General features: G+C 49.2%; 13 protein-coding genes. 8 read left to right on the forward strand and 5 right to left on the reverse strand.

Annotated features, from left to right (window positions below; translation table 11 throughout):
• Positions 1–271: 271 nt before the first annotated feature.
• Positions 272–1,177 (reverse strand): RraA family protein, encoded by a 906-nt coding sequence (locus BBD42_RS19760; protein ID WP_099519562.1) that lies wholly within the window; start codon positions 1,175–1,177, stop codon positions 272–274.
• A 261-nt stretch (positions 1,178–1,438) separates the two neighbouring features.
• Between BBD42_RS19760 and BBD42_RS19765 the strand changes: the two genes are divergently transcribed.
• Genes BBD42_RS19765 through BBD42_RS19780 form a run of 4 tightly spaced genes read left to right on the forward strand, consistent with a single transcriptional unit; the run spans position 1,439 to position 5,647 of the window.
• Entirely contained in the window at positions 1,439–2,341 is a 903-nt protein-coding gene (locus BBD42_RS19765; RefSeq protein ID WP_099519563.1) for a carbohydrate ABC transporter permease, read from the forward strand.
• The gene (locus BBD42_RS19770; RefSeq protein WP_099519564.1) at positions 2,338–3,168 is read left to right on the forward strand and encodes a carbohydrate ABC transporter permease; all 831 of its coding nucleotides are present in this window, start codon (positions 2,338–2,340) and stop codon (positions 3,166–3,168) included. Before BBD42_RS19765 ends, BBD42_RS19770 begins: the two co-directional genes overlap by 4 nt.
• Before the next feature lie 60 nt (positions 3,169–3,228).
• Positions 3,229–4,575: an ABC transporter substrate-binding protein gene (locus BBD42_RS19775; protein WP_099519565.1), complete on the forward strand. Its 1,347-nt coding sequence runs from the start codon at positions 3,229–3,231 to the stop codon at positions 4,573–4,575.
• Positions 4,576–4,624: 49 nt separating this feature from the next.
• Positions 4,625–5,647, forward strand: a complete 1,023-nt coding sequence (locus tag BBD42_RS19780; RefSeq protein WP_099519566.1) for a mannonate dehydratase — start codon at positions 4,625–4,627, stop codon at positions 5,645–5,647.
• 572 nt (positions 5,648–6,219) lie between these two features.
• On the opposite strand, the gene BBD42_RS19795 is transcribed toward BBD42_RS19780, so the two are convergent.
• On the reverse strand, positions 6,220–7,095 hold the full coding sequence (locus BBD42_RS19795) for an aldose epimerase family protein (protein WP_099519569.1): 876 nt from the start codon (positions 7,093–7,095) through the stop codon (positions 6,220–6,222).
• 217 nt (positions 7,096–7,312) lie between these two features.
• Here BBD42_RS19795 and BBD42_RS19800 point away from each other — a divergent pair, with 217 nt between their 5' ends.
• Positions 7,313–8,428 (forward strand): phosphodiester glycosidase family protein, encoded by a 1,116-nt coding sequence (locus BBD42_RS19800; protein WP_099519570.1) that lies wholly within the window; start codon positions 7,313–7,315, stop codon positions 8,426–8,428.
• Positions 8,429–8,560: 132 nt separating this feature from the next.
• On the opposite strand, the gene BBD42_RS19805 is transcribed toward BBD42_RS19800, so the two are convergent.
• Genes BBD42_RS19805 through BBD42_RS19815 form a run of 3 tightly spaced genes read right to left on the reverse strand, consistent with a single transcriptional unit; the run spans position 8,561 to position 11,631 of the window.
• Entirely contained in the window at positions 8,561–9,949 is a 1,389-nt protein-coding gene (locus BBD42_RS19805) for a mandelate racemase/muconate lactonizing enzyme family protein (protein ID WP_099519571.1), read from the reverse strand.
• 45 nt (positions 9,950–9,994) lie between these two features.
• Complete coding sequence (locus BBD42_RS19810) at positions 9,995–10,810, reverse strand: SDR family NAD(P)-dependent oxidoreductase (protein ID WP_099519572.1); 816 nt, start codon at positions 10,808–10,810, stop codon at positions 9,995–9,997.
• 2 nt (positions 10,811–10,812) lie between these two features.
• Entirely contained in the window at positions 10,813–11,631 is an 819-nt protein-coding gene (locus tag BBD42_RS19815) for an SDR family NAD(P)-dependent oxidoreductase (protein WP_237163160.1), read from the reverse strand.
• A 344-nt stretch (positions 11,632–11,975) separates the two neighbouring features.
• Between BBD42_RS19815 and BBD42_RS19820 the strand changes: the two genes are divergently transcribed.
• From BBD42_RS19820 to BBD42_RS19830, 3 genes are all read left to right on the forward strand, one after another.
• Complete coding sequence (locus BBD42_RS19820) at positions 11,976–12,953, forward strand: AI-2E family transporter (protein WP_237163161.1); 978 nt, start codon at positions 11,976–11,978, stop codon at positions 12,951–12,953.
• A 370-nt stretch (positions 12,954–13,323) separates the two neighbouring features.
• On the forward strand, positions 13,324–14,610 hold the full coding sequence (locus BBD42_RS19825; RefSeq protein WP_099519574.1) for an S-layer homology domain-containing protein: 1,287 nt from the start codon (positions 13,324–13,326) through the stop codon (positions 14,608–14,610).
• A gap of 744 nt (positions 14,611–15,354) precedes the next feature.
• Positions 15,355–18,015, forward strand: coding sequence for a DUF5704 domain-containing protein (locus BBD42_RS19830; protein ID WP_172455562.1), 2,661 nt, complete (start codon positions 15,355–15,357; stop codon positions 18,013–18,015).
• The last annotated feature ends 16 nt before the right edge of the window (positions 18,016–18,031 follow it).

Consider the following 18,031-nt stretch of genomic DNA (forward strand, 5'->3'; position numbering starts at 1 on the left):
TCCACTGAAAATAGAAAATTGATAATAATGTAGAAAATTGTCAGTATTTGTTTATGACAAAATATTATATTGCATACAAGAGTGAGCGATTTGGCGAAGCGATGTCAAAGGAAGAGGCTATTCAAAAGTACTTCGAATTGAAGGGAGAATTCAAAGATTTATGTATTCTGGTCTACGACAACAATGATAGACTGATTAAACGGATTCCTAAAAAGGGTTAATTGAAAAATGCGAAAAGGTCAGGAAAATTTTCCTAACCTCCTTTTGCGTTCTATAGACGCACATCGCTCCGCGGCCCATCATGCTCTCTCTTCTTCGCATCCTCAAGCTCATCGTCCCAGCTCAAATGCCGATATTCCGCTGCGGCATCATCGTTATTAAACCAGTCGATGAAGTCCTGCCAAAGGGCTGTATTCCACGCAGCGTCTATTTGCGCCGTTGAATACACCTGCTGCTTAAGGCGAATGAAGCCGAATACGTCGCGCACCTGCGACTTCTCCGCCTGTACAACGGTCAGCTCAGCCAAATGCGGCGGAATAAAAATAACTCCCGCAGGCGTGCCCAGCACGACGTCCCCTGGCATGCATATCGCCTTGCCGATACGTGTCGGGACGTTCATGCCGACCATCGTCACATCGGCAATCGCTGTCGGATCGCTGCCCCGAAAATAGACGTTAATGCCGCCGATTTCCTTCACCTGCTGATTATCGCGAATACCGCCCCAGATCACGGCGCCGCCGCGCTTCGTGCGAGTGGCAATCGCCGTAGATAAATTGCCGCCAACGTAAGTGCCGCTATGAATTTTATCGAACATGTCCACGACGACCACATCATCCTCCACGAGCGAATCAATGACCCATTGGTTGAAAAAGCCGTGGCGATTCTCTTGTTCATGCCCGTAATCAAGCAGTGTTTCATGCAGGTCGGGGCGCTTGGGCACCATGACCGCCGTAACCGCACGCCCGACCATCACCTGCTCGGGATGCATGATTTTGAACTCTCCTTCGAATTGAAACGTATAGCCGCGATTCCACAGCGGACCCCACGCTTCCTCCAGCGTTATTTTTCGCATACGGCGCAATATATCTTCATCTACTTTAGGGCGGCCATTCTCAAAGCGCTCCCCCTCCCAAAGCGGGGTCAATTGTCTTATATCTTCCGGATTATCAAACTTCATCTTGCAGCACCTCTTTTCGTTACTGTAATTGGTTCAAGGGTAGAGCTGTTCAAGCTACAGCTTTATTGTTGCAGGCAGCGGCAAATTTGTCGATGCGACGTTTTTAAGGTTTTAAGCAGCGGACTATAAAAAAATCCAACCATATCATAAAATTGTCTCCTTCATTTATGAAAGCGTTTTCGTATAAAGTAAGGCTAGACAAAAAGCAACTGACTCAGGCAAGCATTTGACTCGAATAAGCAAAGGGAGGGGAGAAATGGGGTGAAGCGTAAAGATAACCGGATTACCCATTTGGCTGGTTACGTATTTATTTCGCCATGGCTGCTAGGTTTCTTATTGCTGACGTTATGGCCGATTGCCCAGTCATTTTATTTATCCTTTACGGAGTATTCGCTGCTCGAAGCGCCAGTATGGACCGGGATGGACAACTACGTCAACATATTTACGAATGATTCCACATTCACCACATCGCTGAAGGTTACGTTCATGTTCGTGCTGTTCTCCGTGCCGCTCAAGCTGTTTTTCTCGCTTATGGTAGCGATGGCGCTGAATAAAAGCTTGCGCGGCATGAATATTTACCGCACTGCGATTTATTTTCCGTCGCTCATCGGCGGCAGCATAGCAGTAGCGGCGCTGTGGCGCAATATGTTCAGCCTGGACGGGTATGTGAATCAGGTGCTTGGCTGGTTTGGCATTCAAGGCGTCGCCTGGATATCCAATCCCGATACGTCGCTGGCTACGCTGATCCTGCTTAATACGTGGCAGTTCGGCTCCACCATGGTTATTTTTCTCGCGGGGCTTAAGCAAATTCCGCAGGAGCTTTACGAATCCGCATCGGTCGACGGAGCGGGCAAAACAAGAAAATTTTTCAGCATTACACTCCCCATGCTCTCTCCGGTCATGTTTTTCAATCTGGTGCTTGGCATTATCGGTTCCTTTCAAACGTTTACGTCCGCCTACATTATTACGAAGGGCGGGCCCATTAACTCAACCTACATGTACGCCATGTTCCTCTATGAAAAAGCGTTTAAGCATTACCAGATGGGCTATGCCTCTGCCCTGGCCTGGATCCTGCTCGTCATTGTAGCGCTGCTGACGATCATTAACTTTGCCGCTTCCCGTTATTGGGTATTTTACGAGTCGGATGGAGGGAAAGCGAAATGAGCAGGCTGCGCGCAAAAGGCTTCGATCACGTATTTCTCGCGTTGTTTTCCTTCATTATGATTTATCCCGTCATTTGGTGGGCGGGCGCTTCGCTCAAAAAAACGTCCGAGCTTAGACTGCCGACCATTTGGCCCTCCACCCCTATGTGGGAAAATTACAGCAAGGGCTGGCATTTTTCCGGCGATTATACGTTTGCCCACTTTTTCGGCAATACGCTGCTGATGGAGCTCGGCAATGTTGCAGGCGGCGTCTTGACAGCGGCCATTGTAGCTTATGGCTTCGGCCGCTTGTATTTCGGGCTTAAAGGCTTCTGGTTTTCGATTTTGCTGCTGACGATGATGCTGCCGGGGCAGGTGACGGTCGTTCCGCAGTACATTTTGTTCAACAAGCTGGGAATGGTCGACAGCTATGTTCCGCTTGTGCTGCCGCATTTTTTCGGTGGCGGCGCCTTCTTTATTTTTTTGCTGGTGCAGTTTATTCGCGGCATCCCGCGAGATCTTGATGAGGCAGCCAAAATCGACGGCGCTTCTGTCTACGGCATTTTTCTGCGGATTATTTTTCCGCTCATTAAGCCAGCGCTTGTGACAGTGGGAATATTCACCTTTATTTGGAGCTGGGATGATTTTTTTGCGCAGGTGCTGTATTTAAGCTCGGTTGAGAAGTTTACGGTCGGCCTTGCGCTGCGCATGTTCATAGACCAGTTCGATATTCAATGGGGGCAGCTGCTTGCGATGTCGTTGCTTTCGATTATGCCTTCCGTTGTCATCTTTTTTCTGGCCCAAAAGCACTTTGTAGAAGGCATTGCTACAACAGGACTCAAAGGGTAACGGCTTATATGAAAAGCGCTTATAGAAAAAGGTATTTCATTTGAAGGGGATGAGCGGATAATGGGAAAAAGGTGGCTGAAAAGCAAGGGCTGGGCAATGCTGACGCTTGCTGTGGTGCTGACGATGACCGCATGCAGCAGCAATAGCGGGGGCGGGGGCAACCAGGGTGCGGAGCCAAGCTCGGCAACGGAGACGGCGGCGGCTGGGGGAGCAAGCGAGGCAGCGACGACGCTCAGCATTATGTGGTGGGGATCAGACGTCCGTCATGAAGCGACGAAAAAAGCGCTGGACATTTATTCTCAGCAGTTTTCAAATGTGAAATTCAAGCCGGAATTTATGGCTTGGGATGCTTATTGGCAGAAGCTTCCGACACTGGCAGCCTCCAAGTCGATTACCGACGTACTGCAAATGGATGCGGCTTACATTCAGGAATACGTGTCCAGAGGCCAACTGGAGGATTTATCCGACATTGACCTCAGCGGCATAGTGGACCCGAATGTGCTGAAAAATTTGCAAATAAACGGCAAGCTGTATGGCATCCCGCTCAGCCAGAATGCGCAGGGCTTCGCTTACAATAAGACAGAGCTGGAGCAGCTCGGCATCCCGCTGCCGCATAAAGATTGGACGTATGATGAATTTTTTCAATGGGCGAGAGATGCCCGTGCCAAGCTGCCTGAGGGCAAATATCCGATTGGGGATACATCGAGCTGGGATGGCTTCAACTATTACCAGACGGCGATGGGCAAACCGCCTATTATGTCGGACGGAGGCAAAACGTTCACGCTCGATAAGGAGCTGTTCATGAAGTTTTATGGCATTTATGATGATTTCCGCAAAAATAAAATTGTTCCACCAGCAGAGCTAGCCGCTTCTTTCTTGGAAAATGACCCGCAAGCCGATCCTATGGCTTCCGGTGTAGTGCTGACCCGAGGTGCGACGACTGGCTCCGTAAGCGCACTGGAGCAGCTGATGCCAGGCAAGCTGGGCGTTGTCAATTTGCAGACGGGACCGGCTGGCGGCGGCTGGGCACAGTCGACGATTTTCCTCAGCGTCAGCGCCAATTCGAAAAACAAAGAGGAAGCGAAGAAATTTGTGAAATGGTTTATAACGGATCAAGAGGCGGGCAAGGCACTTGGCTTGACGCGCGGCTTGCCCATTAATCCGGAAATATTCAAGCAGCTTGAGCCGACGCTTGAAGCCAAGGATTTGCTAGGCAAGGAGATTTACGATATGTCGGTGGATAAAGCACTGCCGTTTTATTCGCCGGCTGCCGGATTCTCAGAATGGGTGGATACGTACAAAAAAGAAATGGATGCGGTATCCTTCGGCCAGCAATCGATTGAAGACGCATTCAATAAAATCGACAAGCTGGGCAAGGAGCTAGCCGCCAAAGCGGAGAAATCTTAATTCAAGCAATCGTTGCATCGCTTGTAATACGAAATAGGAGGAGTTAGTAATGCAGCTGGCAGAATTTTTCTCGTCGCGGCCTGACCGTCTATGGCAGCTCGCGAAGCAAATGGATATCAATCATGCGGTGAGCGGTCTGGCATGGGACGAAAAAAGCGAAAAACCTTGGGATCTTATGCCTCTTATTCGCATGAAGCAGCGTTTTGCTGACAGCGGCATTGAACTGGCCGTCATTGAATCGATGCCGCCAAGCAATGAGATTAAGCTTGGAACCGCAGGGCGCGATGCGGAAATTGAAACCTTTCAGCAGTTTATTGTCAATATGGGGAGAGCCGGTATTCCTGTGCTTTGCTACAATTTTATGGCGCAGTTCAATTGGTTCCGCACCTCCACAACGACGCGTACACGAGGAGGAGCGCTCGTCTCCAGCTACGATCACAGCTTAATGCGGGATGCCCCGCTTACCGAAGCGGGCGTCGTATCCGAGCAGCAGCTGTGGGAAAATCTGCATTATTTTATGGAGCAGATTGTGCCTGTGGCGGAGGAAGCGAAGGTGAAGCTGGCGCTGCATCCCGATGACCCGCCGATTACGCCGATTCGCGGCGTATCGCGTATACTGCGCAGTGCCGATGCTTTGCAGCGCGCCATTGATCTTGTGCCAAGCGCTTATAATGGCATTACGCTATGCCAAGGCACGCTGGCGACGGCGGGGGAGCATATCCCCAGCGTCATTCGCCATTTTGCCGGGCAGGATAAAATGTTTTTTGTTCATTTTAGAGATGTGCGCGGCACAGCGGAGAAATTTGAGGAAACGTTCCACGATGATGGCATTACCGACATGCTGGAGGCGATGTACACCTACTATGATGTCGGCTTCACTGGGCCGGCAAGGCCCGATCATGTGCCGACGATGGAAGGCGAAACGAATGAGAATCCCGGTTATGAGCTGCTGGGACGTTTGTTCGGGGTAGGGTACATTAAAGGGTTGATGGAGGCAGCGTCCAGACGGCAAGTCGAAGGCGCGCAAAGCAGCACAAACGCGGCAGAAGCGCAAAAAATAGCGGTAGAATAAGCTATAGGAAAAAAAGGTACTGCCTTTGGCTGGCATGTTGACATGCTGGCCAAGAGCAGTACCTTTTTTTAAGTATAGAGAAAGGATATGATTTGCTCATTCTTTCTCTATATTTCTCGGAATGAAACGCGCTGCGCCGCCAAAGGATGGCGACAGCCGTTTCACCTTGAAATATAGGAAAGGATATGATTTTCTCATCCATTCTCTATATTTCTCGGAATGAAACGCGCTGCACCGCCAAAGGATGGCGACAGCCGTTTCACCTTGAAATATAGGAAAGGATATGATTTTCTCATCCATTCTCTATATTTCTCGGAATGAAACGCGCTGCACCGCCAAAGGATGGCGATAGCCGTTTCACCTTGAAATATAGGAAAGGATATGATTTGCTCATCCATTCTCTATATTTCTCGGAATGAAACGCGCTGCGCCGCCAAAGGACGGCGATAGCCGTTTCACCTTGAAATATAGGAAAGGATATGATTTTCTCATCCATTCTCTATATTTCTCGGAATGAAACGCGCTGCGCCGCCAAAGGACGGCGATAGCCGTTTCACCTTGTTGCAGCTAAATTAATCCTTCAGCTCAATCGTGAAGCTGGCTTCCAAAGCTTGGCCCGGCTGCACCATGACAAGTCCTTTTTTGTGGTTCAACGCTTCATTCGGGGCAGTCCATGGCTCGACGCATACAAAAGGCTTGCCTTCTACCGACCAAATGACGGTCGTTCCGAATACTTCGCTGTAGCTCAACTTGATTTGCTGTTCACCAAAGGGGAAGGAAATTTCCGGTGTAGTCGCATCCAGCAAAGCGACCGATTCAACGAGCCCGTTCAAATCCAGCGGGCCGGCAAACGGCTTGACCTGATTGTCGTTGTAATCCAGCGCTTGCTGCGCGTCAGAGCGGTAAGTCAGATTTTTTTCGGCAATTGCAAAATAAGGATGGAAGCCGGCATGCACAGGCATGCTGGTCTCGGACAAATTGCTGTATGCTTGCTCAATGCTCAGCTTGCCATCCTTCAAGCGGTAAGTGAATGTCAGCTTGAAGTTGAAGGGATAGGCCGCCTGCGTCTGTGCGCTGCTTTCCAGTGAAAGCGTAAGCGAGGCTCCATTGTCGGTAGACTGCCCTTCAACGTCCCATGGTGCTTGGCGGGCTACGCCATGATTACGCATATTATATCTTACGCCATCCCATTCATAGGCGCCATTTTGCAATTGGCCGCAAATCGGAAACAAGACGGGAATGCCGCCGCGAATATTGGCATCTGGATCAATAAAGGTATCGCGATCAAGGTACAGCAGCTCTTGGCCTTGCAGCTGGCAGCCGATTACAATGCCGCCGCGTTCAGGACAGATGAGGACGCGGGAATTTGTCGCTGCTTCTTTGAGCTCATAGATTGGGTATGTATCGGTATAGCTGGTTACTTCATAGCCTGCTTGGTTTGCAGTCATTTCTCTACCTCCAATAGGTGCACTCCTGTTTTTGTAATGCTGTTCATGCTTCCCGTCCATTATAACAATTTCAGCGGCAATAAAGGAATGATTTGTGAAAGTCAGCCCGCTTGCAACAACTTGCCTCCTGCACCCGTCTATTCATTGATTAAATTTTATGGATTAGGGAGTGGGCACCATTTCAAATTTACCGCATGCACCACATTCTGCCCCGTCGATGGGAAGCCGTACTTCTGCAAGGAAGAACAGTTCTCCAGTGAACAAACGCAAACGCAAGAGGCCTGGCTTTTGGCGGGTAGTGGCAGCGTTATTCGCTGTTATCGTGATATCATCCCTGCTTTTCCTGAGCTGGTTTTTCTTTACCGCTTCAGGGACGAGCCTTCGCTATAAGCTGGCGGATGCGTTAATTACAACCCAGCACCGCTTTCTGGCAAAATATTTAATCGGCGAGCAGGGCCTTGCCGATCGTGTAGCTGATTATGCCAAGCAGTTTCAGGAGATGGGCGAGGAGCTGGACACCCATCAAATTACGCTGCCGACTGGTGCAGGCGACCATGCTGCTGAGTCGCTGACCAGCGTCGAGGAAGTCGATGGCAAAGGTTATCACGGTTTTCTCATGACGGTGAAGGACCCGACGAAAATCCGGCTCGTCGTACCGGAGAAAGCGGGCCGAGGCGAGAAGGTAGGCAGCATGGTCAAGCGGACAGGTGCCCTTGCTGGCGTCAATGCCGGAGGGTTTGCCGATCCAGAGTGGCAGGGCAACGGTTTTCAGCCGATTGGGCTTGTCATTACGCAGGGGGAAATTTATTATAATGGCCTTGGCAAGGATGCAAGTGCGCAAATTGTCGGATTGGACAAGCAAGGTAAAATGCTGGCAGGCCGCTATTCCATCAAGGAGCTTATGAAGCTGGGCATATCTGAGGCGGTCAGCTTCGAGCCGCGAATGATTGTGAATGGCAAAGGCTTGATCAAAAATCACGCCGATGGCTGGGGTGTCGCGCCGCGGACGGTGATGGGGCAGAAGGAGGACGGCTCGATTTTGTTCCTCATCATTGATGGCAGGCAGATCGGCTACAGCATTGGCGCCGATCTGTATGACTGCCAGCAAATTATGCTGGAGCATGGCGCGGTCATCGCTGCCAATCTGGATGGCGGCTCCTCGTCCGTGCTGATCAAGGAGGGCGGCGACCTCATCAATAAGCCCTCCTCTAAAAGCGAAGGCGGACGTTATTTGCCGACCGCGTTTCTCGTATTTGACGACCCGTCTGCGGTGAACGTACCGAACGTATGGGCAGGGCTTAACCCCGGGGACATTGATCCTTCCAAGTGGTAATAATCTGAAATAAACGGCAAAAAAACAAGCAAGCTGCTTCACTAATCCCCTTAGGGCATGTGAAGCAGCTTGTTTCTTATGAACGCTTATTTATTTTTTAGAATAATGTTTATTTCTTATCCTTCCTGTGGGCTAACTCCACAAACGGTCATTAGAAAGCAGCTTGTTCCACGAGTCCGTAGACTCCCAGATGCCAGGAACATCGGGATGCAGATGCTCGGCAAGCACCTCGTCATTCAAATCATCAATGCCTAGTCCAGGCGCATCGCTGACTGTAATGAAGCCATTCTGTACCAGCTTGTTTGGCAGCTTGCTGCTAATTATAATATCATCCCACCAAGGCACCTCGCAGGAATGGTATTCGAGGGCGAGGAAATTTTCCGTTGCCGCTGCGACGTGAGCCGCCGCGAGGCAGGCAATCGGGCTTTCTGCCATATGGATGGCCATTGCTGCGCCATAGTCCTGCGCCATATCGCCGATTTTTTTCGTCTCTAAAATTCCTCCGCTCGTGAGCACATCCGGATGAATGACGGATACGCCGCCCGCTTCCAGCAAAGGCTTGAAGTTTTCCTTCAAATAAATGTCCTCGCCCGTACAGATCGGAGTTGCGACTGCCCGTGCAAGCTTAGCGTATTGCTCGGTATACTGCCACGGCAGCATATCCTCCATCCAAGCCAGGTTGAACTTCTCGACGCGGCGGCCAAGCTTGATGCAGCTTTCCAGCCCGATATGCCCAAAGTGGTCGATGGCGAGCGGTACCTGGTAGCCGATAACGGAACGGACATCTGCCACATATTGCTCAAGCAGATCAAGCCCTTTTTCAGTCACCTGAATGGCGGTAAACGGGTGAGCAATATTATAAATATCATAATGGCGGTTCGTTATTTCGCGAAGCTGATCATCCGACATGCCGTCAAAATTTTGATTGTAGCGGTTGCGCGACTTTTCCCGCATTTCCTCAAGAAAGCCGAGCGGCGCGCTTAAGGTGCCCGGTTCATGGATGATTTGGCCAATGCCGAGATCCATTTTTAGAAAAGTAAAGCCTTCGTCCATGCGTTTCTTGAGCGCCTCGCCCATAGCCTTGCCGGTGTCTTTGCCTACGACTTCCGTATCGCAGTACATGCGGATGCGGTCGCGAAAGCGCCCGCCCAACATTTGATAGACAGGAACGCCATACGCTTTTCCCGCCAAATCCCATAGCGCAATTTCAATGCCGCTTACACCGCCGCCTTGACGGGCATGGCCGCCGAACTGCTTGATGCGGCGGAACAACTTATCAACATGGCAGGGATTTTCGCCAAGCAGCCGTGCCTTCAGCATTTGTGCATACACTTTATCGGCTCCGTCACGCACTTCGCCAAATCCGACGAGCCCCTGATTCGTATATACTTTAATGAGGCTGCTGTGGAAGGGACCTCCTACAATGTCAGTGAACCGGATATCAGTAATGCGCAGTCCTGTCGGATTCGAGCTTGTTCGTACATGGGCTAGCGTTTCCTCGTACGTTTCTTTATTAATCATAACCGTCACTCCTCTATTATCGTTATAATTTGGCTTATTCGGCTGCTACAGCAGCATGCTGCCCCCGTCCAAACGTATGGCGGAGCCAGTCATAAACTCGCTTTCTTCGGAAGCGATAAAGCAGACGAGCCGGGCGACATCAAGCGGCTTGCCGACACGTCCGAGCGGAAACTTTTTGCGAATATCCCGCTTTGGGCGTACAGGCCTTGCTGCGTCAGGGTTTGAGACAGCCGGGCCAATGGGCCGAGATTCTCTTGCAGACTGTACGCCAACGTCAATTTGCCCAGGCTCTATCGTATTGACGGTGATGCCATACTTAGCCAGCTCGATTGCAGCTTCCCGCCCGAGCATGCGAATGCCGCCCTTGGTCATGGAATAAACAGCGTCAAAATCAGTTGGCCGCTTGCTGTGAACCGAGGAGATGAGAATGATACGGCCCCCGGCAGCATTGTTTTTCATAAAAGGAATAACGGCTTGCATACACTGCCAATAACCCTTCAAATTAATGTTCATCATGCGGTCAAAGGACGTTTCATCATGGTCAAATAGCCCATAATTAAGCTGCAAAGCAGCATTGTTGACTAAAATATCGATTGTTCCGTCAGCCTCCGCTGCCGGAAAGGCATGTGCGGCTTGCTTCATTAATCGTTCAATTTCCGCTTTGCTGGCAACATCGGCTTGCACTAGCACGGCCTCGCCGCCGGCTGCCTGAATTTGCGCCAGCGTTTCTTTCGCTCCGGCATCGCTGCGATTATAATGAATGACGACCTTTGCGCCACATTGTGCGAGCTGAATGGCGACACCTTGGCCGATGCCTGTTCCTGCGCCTGTTACGAGAGCTACCTTGCCTGTCAGGTCCATGCTCATCCTCCTTGATCGCTCAGCTCTGGGGGACGCTTCATATTGAAATCCATATAATGCTGCAAAAATCCGCCATCTAGCCGAATGTCTGATCCATTGATATATCGCGCCTCGCCAGAGGATAAGAATAGGGCAACCTGCGCCAAATCATCATAGCTGCCGAGTGCTGCATTTGGCACTTTGTAAGCGTAATTCTCATACAGCGAGGATAGCTCGCTTGCGAAACGCTTATCATCGCCTTCTATTGGGCCCAGCTCAATCGTGTTGACAGTTATACCGCTGCGTCCGAGCACGAGAGCTGCTTCTTTCGCCAGCATGCTGACCGCGCCTTTGGACGCGCTGTAGGCGAAGGAGGAGCCGGTCGGCTTCTGCGCATGAATCGTGGAGACGTAGATGATCGACCCGGACCCGGCATCAGCCATATGCTGGCCGACTATCTTCGTGCATATAAAAGCGGATTTTGCGTTCGTATGCAGCAGATCTAGAAACAAATCCTCCTCGCCATATTCAATCGAGATAGGTTTCATGAGATCATTATTATGAATGAGCACATCTACATTTACTTGGCCAAGTTTGGTCGCTGCTTGCTCCAGCATCGCTTGCAGCCCACTGCTGCTGCAAAAATCTGCAGTGCTCACGAAGACCTGGAGTCCTAAGGCGCTAGCCCGTTTAAGCTCCTCGTTAATATGGGCGCCGCCCGACATGCTATTTAAAATAAAATGCGCGCCCTGCTCGGCAAAAAGGCGGAAAAACGCTCTTCCAGAGCCGCTGTCCGCATCGGTAATAAAGACGACTTTATTTTTTAGCATCATCGTAGTCATAGATCCCCTCCAACGGACGGATTGCTTATAATCAGCTAATGTTCAATCCTCCTTTATCTTAAAGGTTTGACCCAGCTAGTTGCGATGCCGTAAATTTATGATTTTGTTTGATTTTTATATGAAGGATAAAAGCGCGGCGACTGCTTGTGTCTCGCTTAGGTATCAGGTACTATTAGTGATGAACATGTTGCTTTAATCGGCAGCCTTCTACAAAAAAAGTGAAACATGTACAGGCTTGCGCCGTATAAGGTGAAAAGGTTCAAAGAGACGAGACTAGATAAAAATGAGGGAAGTCTATGGAAGCGTTGCGCATATTTTTTGCCCATCCAGTTGTAAGGAGAATATTGTTTATTCTGTTGGTTGTGCTGTTGTTCTACAGCCTTCACAATATGATCAATTTACTGCTGCTCCTCTTTCTTGTAACGTTCGTTATGGGACGGCTTGAAGGATTTATTACGAAAAAGCTCAGCAAGCTGTTTCCGATATCGCCAGTTTTGGTGACGGTTGTGTTATACGTATTGCTTGTGACCGGATTAGTATTCGGGATATCGAATTATTTGCCTAAAATCGTCAATCAAGTCGTGGATATGATTAATAATATTACGAGGTTTTTACATACCTCTCAAAACAACGAGGTTGTCGGAGTACTGGTCGATGCCTTGGAGAAAGCGGACTACCAGAAGTATTTGGGCAGTGCCGTTGATTATATTATGAGGCTGGGAAAATGGCTGGAAATTATTTTGTTCGTAATTTTGCTCAGCTTTTTCTACCTTTTGCAAAAAAACAAGGTCGACCAGTTTACCGAGAAATTCCGTTATAGCAAAATTTCCTGGGCATACCGGGAGTTTCATTATTTCGGCAGCAAATTCGCATCTTCCTTCGGCAAGGTGGTAGAGGTTCAACTGCTGATTGCCCTGTTTAACACGATCCTCACAGTAATTGGTTTGTGGATACTCGGTTTCCCTTATTTAATCGCGCTGACGATTATGGTATTTCTGCTCAGTCTGATTCCAGTAGCAGGCGTTATCATTTCGTTCATCCCGATTGGCATTATCGGCTACCAGATTGGCGGGCTGCCGATGGTGCTGTGGGCGATCGGAATTATTTTGTTCATTCACGCGGTGGAGACGTATTTCCTGAATCCAAGGCTGTATGCGCACAAAACAAAGCTTCCGATGTTCTACACCTTTATCATCCTCATCTTCTCCCAGCATTATATGGGCATATGGGGACTCATCATCGGTATTCCCATCTTCATGTTCCTCATGGATGTGCTGGATGTGGAGAAGCCGGAAAATGGGGAAATGAATAAAAAAACTTGATAATTCATTGTTTAAGCTGTCGAGGAAATCTCGACAGCTTTTTTAGTACACTTTTTAGCAAAAAGAGTACTTGTATCCTCTTATATTGAAGATATCTCCAAATAATCGCTTGTATTGGATTCGTAAATTACATGATACAAAAGTCATGTTTTAGGATGCTTTCGGGGCGAAAATGTAGATATTAATTTAATAACCATTACTATTTTCATATAAAATGTATTGCAAATTGGTTCGTTAGATGCAATTATGAGTGGATAGGAATTAATCTCCTTTAATCCATTTTTAAACAGATCTTTAATTCTTTTTTAGAAACATCTTAAATGATAAACAAACTAAATGGTATAGATCAAGCGATGAGGAGAGTTGAACAATGAGAAGAAGTACTAAAGCCATAGTAGCATTTTTTGTATCTGCTAATTTATTAATGACTAGCAGTGTCGTAATGGGGAAGGAAGCGGTGAAAGCAAGGCAAGATCTGTCAAGTGTGAGACAAGCTTATGCAAGTACAAGTGCTGCTCCCGTTTTCACAGATATCAAAGGCCACTGGGCAGAATCAACGATTAAGAAAGCTGTATCGGATGGTTATTTAAAGGGCTATTCGAATGGTACATTTAAGCCAAATGGTTTGATTACACGAGCAGAACTCGCAAGTGTGCTGGTTCGAATAACCAAAAATAAAAATGACGGAAGCAAAGCAAGCTTTACGGATGTGCAGGGAAGCTATTGGGCGGCCAGCGCAATTAATGGAGCAGTCGGAACGGGATTCGTTAAATCAGGAGATGCACCAGGAGCGAAATTCAACCCAAATCAGGCGATGACTAGATATGATATGGCGAAGTGGTTTTCACAAGGTCTGGTGCGAAGTGAGCCGAGCTTTGCAACTGCTATAAAAGAAGTAGAAGGGACACTGCTGCCGTTTACAGAAACATACAACACAGGAATTAGCAAAACTCAAACGCCATACATAGCAATAGCTAGAGGAACAGGGCTGATGAAGGGTAAACCAGATAATAGCTTTGGACTAAAGGATACGACTACGCGTGCAGAAGTGGCTGTCATGATCTACCGTTATTTGAAAATTGAAGGAAGCAAAGCGGAAAATTATACAGGATTAAATGAAATGCGAGAAGTGGGCTTGTATGGAACCAATGTAATGAGTTTTGGCAAGGCAAGGGACATTAAAGGTGTAGATGGAAAACCTAGAAATATTCACAGTGTGATGGGAAAGACATTTAATCTGGCCTATGGCTTTGGAAGTTTTACCTTAGATCGAGTCATTGTTGTAAATTTATCTGAAAAAATCGGCAGCGAAGCACGAGGAATTTATGGAGAAATGTTTTATGATGAAATATTTGAGGGCTGGTCAGCTTATACCGAGCAAACCGTAACAGCAAGCAGAGAAATGGATAACATATCTCGTTACATTAATGGCTATCCAACTTTAACAGGAGGTCCGCTTCCAGGTGACCTGCCTGAAAAATACGGTTATGAAACCATGCCTACAGACTCTGGAAAGGGAGCTAAATATGAAGCATTTTCGGATTTTGTAAGCTTAGGCAAGCCCAAAACGTTTTGGACCGGAATCAGTGCCTTTAGAACTCCTACTTTTCTAACAGCAGCAGATGGTACTGAGGCCACTGTGTATATGTACTGGTAGGATAGAGGGGAAATGAATACAACGAGAGTTTTTCTTTCGCTAATGGTGCTAGGAACATTTATTGCTCTTCTCCTTTCGAGTGGAAATGGCAAATCGGTAAGGGCTGCGGAGTCGGTTCCTCCCGTAGCGTACGATATTAGATTTAATCCACTTTCTGCAAATTATACAGGAAGTAAACAGCATAAATATTATCCAGTTATAGCTCAATCAATTGCCACCCCTAAAATCATGTGGTACCAAATCGACAACGGGAATTTTTGGGCTGATTCTGCAGATTCTATTGGAGAAGGGTATCCCGGAAGGGCTGAAGCGGACAATGGAAATACAAATCCCGCTACTCGAGATACGGCTCCGTATCCTGTACCGACCACATTTATTGGGGTTACACGCATGGCTTTGTATGCACCAGGAACATTCAAGGATGCTGATGGACAAGAACACACACTAACTCAGGATAAATATGGTTTATCTTCGACCCCGTCGGAACATGCTTTTATAAATGAGTCAGTGTGGAATGGAGCACAAGGAGTATGGTTAAATCCTGGTAGAACAAATAATAAATTTCTGGTATATAAGGTTACCACTGGTGGGCCGAATAAAACGAATAGATATGCAACTGGAAATACAAGACCTGGCGGACAAGACAAGTTTATCGTTGAGTATTGGTTTGAGACACGTCTTACATGGCGAGGAGAAGATGAGCAAATAAAGGAAATACGAATTCAAGGAGCTTCTCCCAGCGCAGTGGGAGCAACTTCCCAGTTAACTGCCCAAATAAAAACGGAGGGGTTTGAGGCGAGGGATTGGCAAAATACAGCTACAAATGTAATTTGGAAAAGTGATCGCTCGGCCGTCATTTCCGTTGATGAACGAACAGGTCTAGTCACTGCACATAGCCGGGGTTCGGCCGTCATCACGGCGAACTGGAAAGACGATGGGGCAGATGGGTATAACATTACGGCGAGAATTACGCTCACGGTGGGAGCTACAACGTGTACAGGAGCAAGCTGTACGCCTGGAACCTCCGTTATCTGTGAAGCGCAGCCAGGGTTAAGCCGAAGTCAAACCTCGCTTGCCACTGAAACGAGAGGCGAGATTCGGGCAGATGCGCGAGGAGCAGAGCAATTTGATGTAAGCAAGGGGATTCCAAGCAGTGATGCGCTGTATGCGAATGTATTCGGTAAAGCGTATCTCTTCGACTATACATTTGATCAAGAGGAAGGAACTTGTACGTTTAAAATTCCGGTGTCCAAAACGTATACGCTGAAATGGCAAACGGAGGAGTCAGATGGGACCGATTCGGATGGCAATCCGAGAACGAGAACGGTCCGTCATCAGGAATCCGAGACGGTGACGACGATCTATGACGTGGAGCGACCGTTTGCCTATTGGGAAATTACGACGTTCGATGCGTGGGGACTCAAGCAAGCGACGCTGAACCAATATGCGCTGCCTTATGGGGCGATTACACTGCTGCCAATTGGATATACCGCGCCGGATGTACAAGGGGGCGTGACGGCTGAGCATATGGAGAAACCGCCGTACAGTGCGAAAGTGCTGGCAGGGGAAACGATTGATGGCGGCAGCAGCCGTCCGAGCGTGCCGTCGGAGGACTGGAGCGAAGAAGCAGAAGGACAGGTTGGACGCATCAAGGTATGGAATGACCGCCTGGATTTCGACGGCTCCGTGATCATGGACGACGTGCAGCAGGAGGATGAAACGCCAGAGCCGATCGACATTGTAGAAGCGGAGGAGATCGGGGAGGATGTGCTCTACGAGAGCGGCTTGATCATACCCGGTACCCGTGCGAACAGCCGGGATGAGCCGAGTGATGGCATCCTGTCGTATGAGAGCCTGCTGAGCATCAATGGCGAAGGGGATGTTCAGACGTTTCCGATTGACGGACTCAACACGGTGACCGTCCATACTCCCGTGGTCAATGACTCTGAAGCGCCGGATGAAAACCGCGGCTTTGACCAGAGCGTTATCCCGAATATGGCACGAACGGTGCTTGTGCTGGGGCGGGAGTTTTCCGTCGACTTTGACGAGACAGCGCCGCATTTGAATCAGCTTGGCTACGGCAACCGGGACTATGCGAGATATACACGAAACAAACGGATTGTATTCCCGTTTGATGTGTACCACGGCAGCACCTTCTATCCGGCACAAACGTGGATCGATTATCCCGTTGGGGCAGCGAAGCAAACGTACCGGATTCCGGTCTGGGTACCAGAAGGGAATTACGATGCGGTGACGCAGGCATGGGCGATTAATACGCCAGATGGTTCATCGGCCTATCAGATCGATTTCAATGGCGATCTCGCGAACTACGGAGCAAGCCGCACGCTGCTCTTCACCGTACAAGGCCGCATTTCGGATTTCACCATCACCGATATAGGCGACCTGCGCTATGAATCGGTGTTTCGCACCGCGAAAGGCTCGAAGCAGCATTCGGGCTACGTCTATGAATCCGGTGGACGGACGAAGGACCGGGAAGAGACGGTTCTAGCAAGCCAGCCTTTACGCCTGCTGCCAATTCGACCGGGCTCGCATCCACGGGAAGCGGCCACGGTACCGCATAATGGGTACCCGATCTCATTCTATTTTGAAACCATCGGCAGCTACAGCGGCAAGGATGCGGGCATTCAGATCCAGCCGAGTTTCTGGTTTGTGAGCAAGCAGGGCGGAAGTGCGCAAGAAGTCGACTTGTACTACGACGTATCCGGTCCACGGAACAAGCTGATTAAAGTCGGGTCGGCGCGGGATCAGGAGCTGTACAGCCGGACATATCAGCTGGCGGATCTGCTGCGCGGGGTGACGACGACCTCGCTGAGCCAAGCGGCAAGCTATGAATATGATTATCTCTTGTCGCCAGCGAATCGGTTTGGCGCTTCATGGGAGAAGTTCTGGAAGCACTACATTACGCGGAAAACGGTCATTAGTGCAGGTTACGGCTTGGAAGAGCTGTCGTATGCATCCCGCACGCTAGTGGGACCAAGCGGCTCGCAAGTACCGGCAAGTGTGAATGCGGTGCAAGCGATGCGGAGTGTACAGCGGTGGTATGGGGAGTACAGCCTGCAGATCGCGCCGTATGTGCTGCCGAAGGGCACGACTATTTTAGAGGTCGCAAGGCAAAACGGTGGAGCGCTGAATGGCAGTGAGGCAGCGTTTTTGAAAAATGGCTACCTGATGGTTCATTTTGACCTGAGTGCCTACCAGCAGGAGCGCAAGGCGAATCCGGAAATCCGGTATGACGCGCCAATGGCGAATATGTGGGAAATTGAAGGACAGCCGCTGAGCAGTGTGAGCTATAGCGGTCAGACGTATCGCTTTCAATACGGGGATATCGCGATGTTTGAATCGAGCTTCTCGGTGCGCAATGATTTCCAAGGCACGGGGAGATAGAGAGAGTAGGCGGGGA

Source organism: Paenibacillus sp. BIHB 4019 (assembly GCF_002741035.1).
Lineage (GTDB): Bacteria > Bacillota > Bacilli > Paenibacillales > Paenibacillaceae > Pristimantibacillus.

What these genes read in the sequence shown, in the direction of transcription:
- BBD42_RS19760 (WP_099519562.1), bottom strand. Translation starts at nt 1,177, where the DNA reads ATGAAGTTTGATAATCCGGAAGATATAAGACAATTGACCCCGCTTTGG.
- BBD42_RS19770 (WP_099519564.1), top strand. Translation starts at nt 2,338, where the DNA reads ATGAGCAGGCTGCGCGCAAAAGGCTTCGATCACGTATTTCTCGCGTTG.
- BBD42_RS19775 (WP_099519565.1), top strand. Translation starts at nt 3,229, where the DNA reads ATGGGAAAAAGGTGGCTGAAAAGCAAGGGCTGGGCAATGCTGACGCTT.
- BBD42_RS19780 (WP_099519566.1), top strand. Translation starts at nt 4,625, where the DNA reads ATGCAGCTGGCAGAATTTTTCTCGTCGCGGCCTGACCGTCTATGGCAG.
- BBD42_RS19795 (WP_099519569.1), bottom strand. Translation starts at nt 7,095, where the DNA reads ATGACTGCAAACCAAGCAGGCTATGAAGTAACCAGCTATACCGATACA.
- BBD42_RS19800 (WP_099519570.1), top strand. Translation starts at nt 7,313, where the DNA reads ATGGGAAGCCGTACTTCTGCAAGGAAGAACAGTTCTCCAGTGAACAAA.
- BBD42_RS19805 (WP_099519571.1), bottom strand. Translation starts at nt 9,949, where the DNA reads ATGATTAATAAAGAAACGTACGAGGAAACGCTAGCCCATGTACGAACA.
- BBD42_RS19810 (WP_099519572.1), bottom strand. Translation starts at nt 10,810, where the DNA reads ATGGACCTGACAGGCAAGGTAGCTCTCGTAACAGGCGCAGGAACAGGC.
- BBD42_RS19815 (WP_237163160.1), bottom strand. Translation starts at nt 11,631, where the DNA reads ATGACTACGATGATGCTAAAAAATAAAGTCGTCTTTATTACCGATGCG.
- BBD42_RS19825 (WP_099519574.1), top strand. Translation starts at nt 13,324, where the DNA reads ATGAGAAGAAGTACTAAAGCCATAGTAGCATTTTTTGTATCTGCTAAT.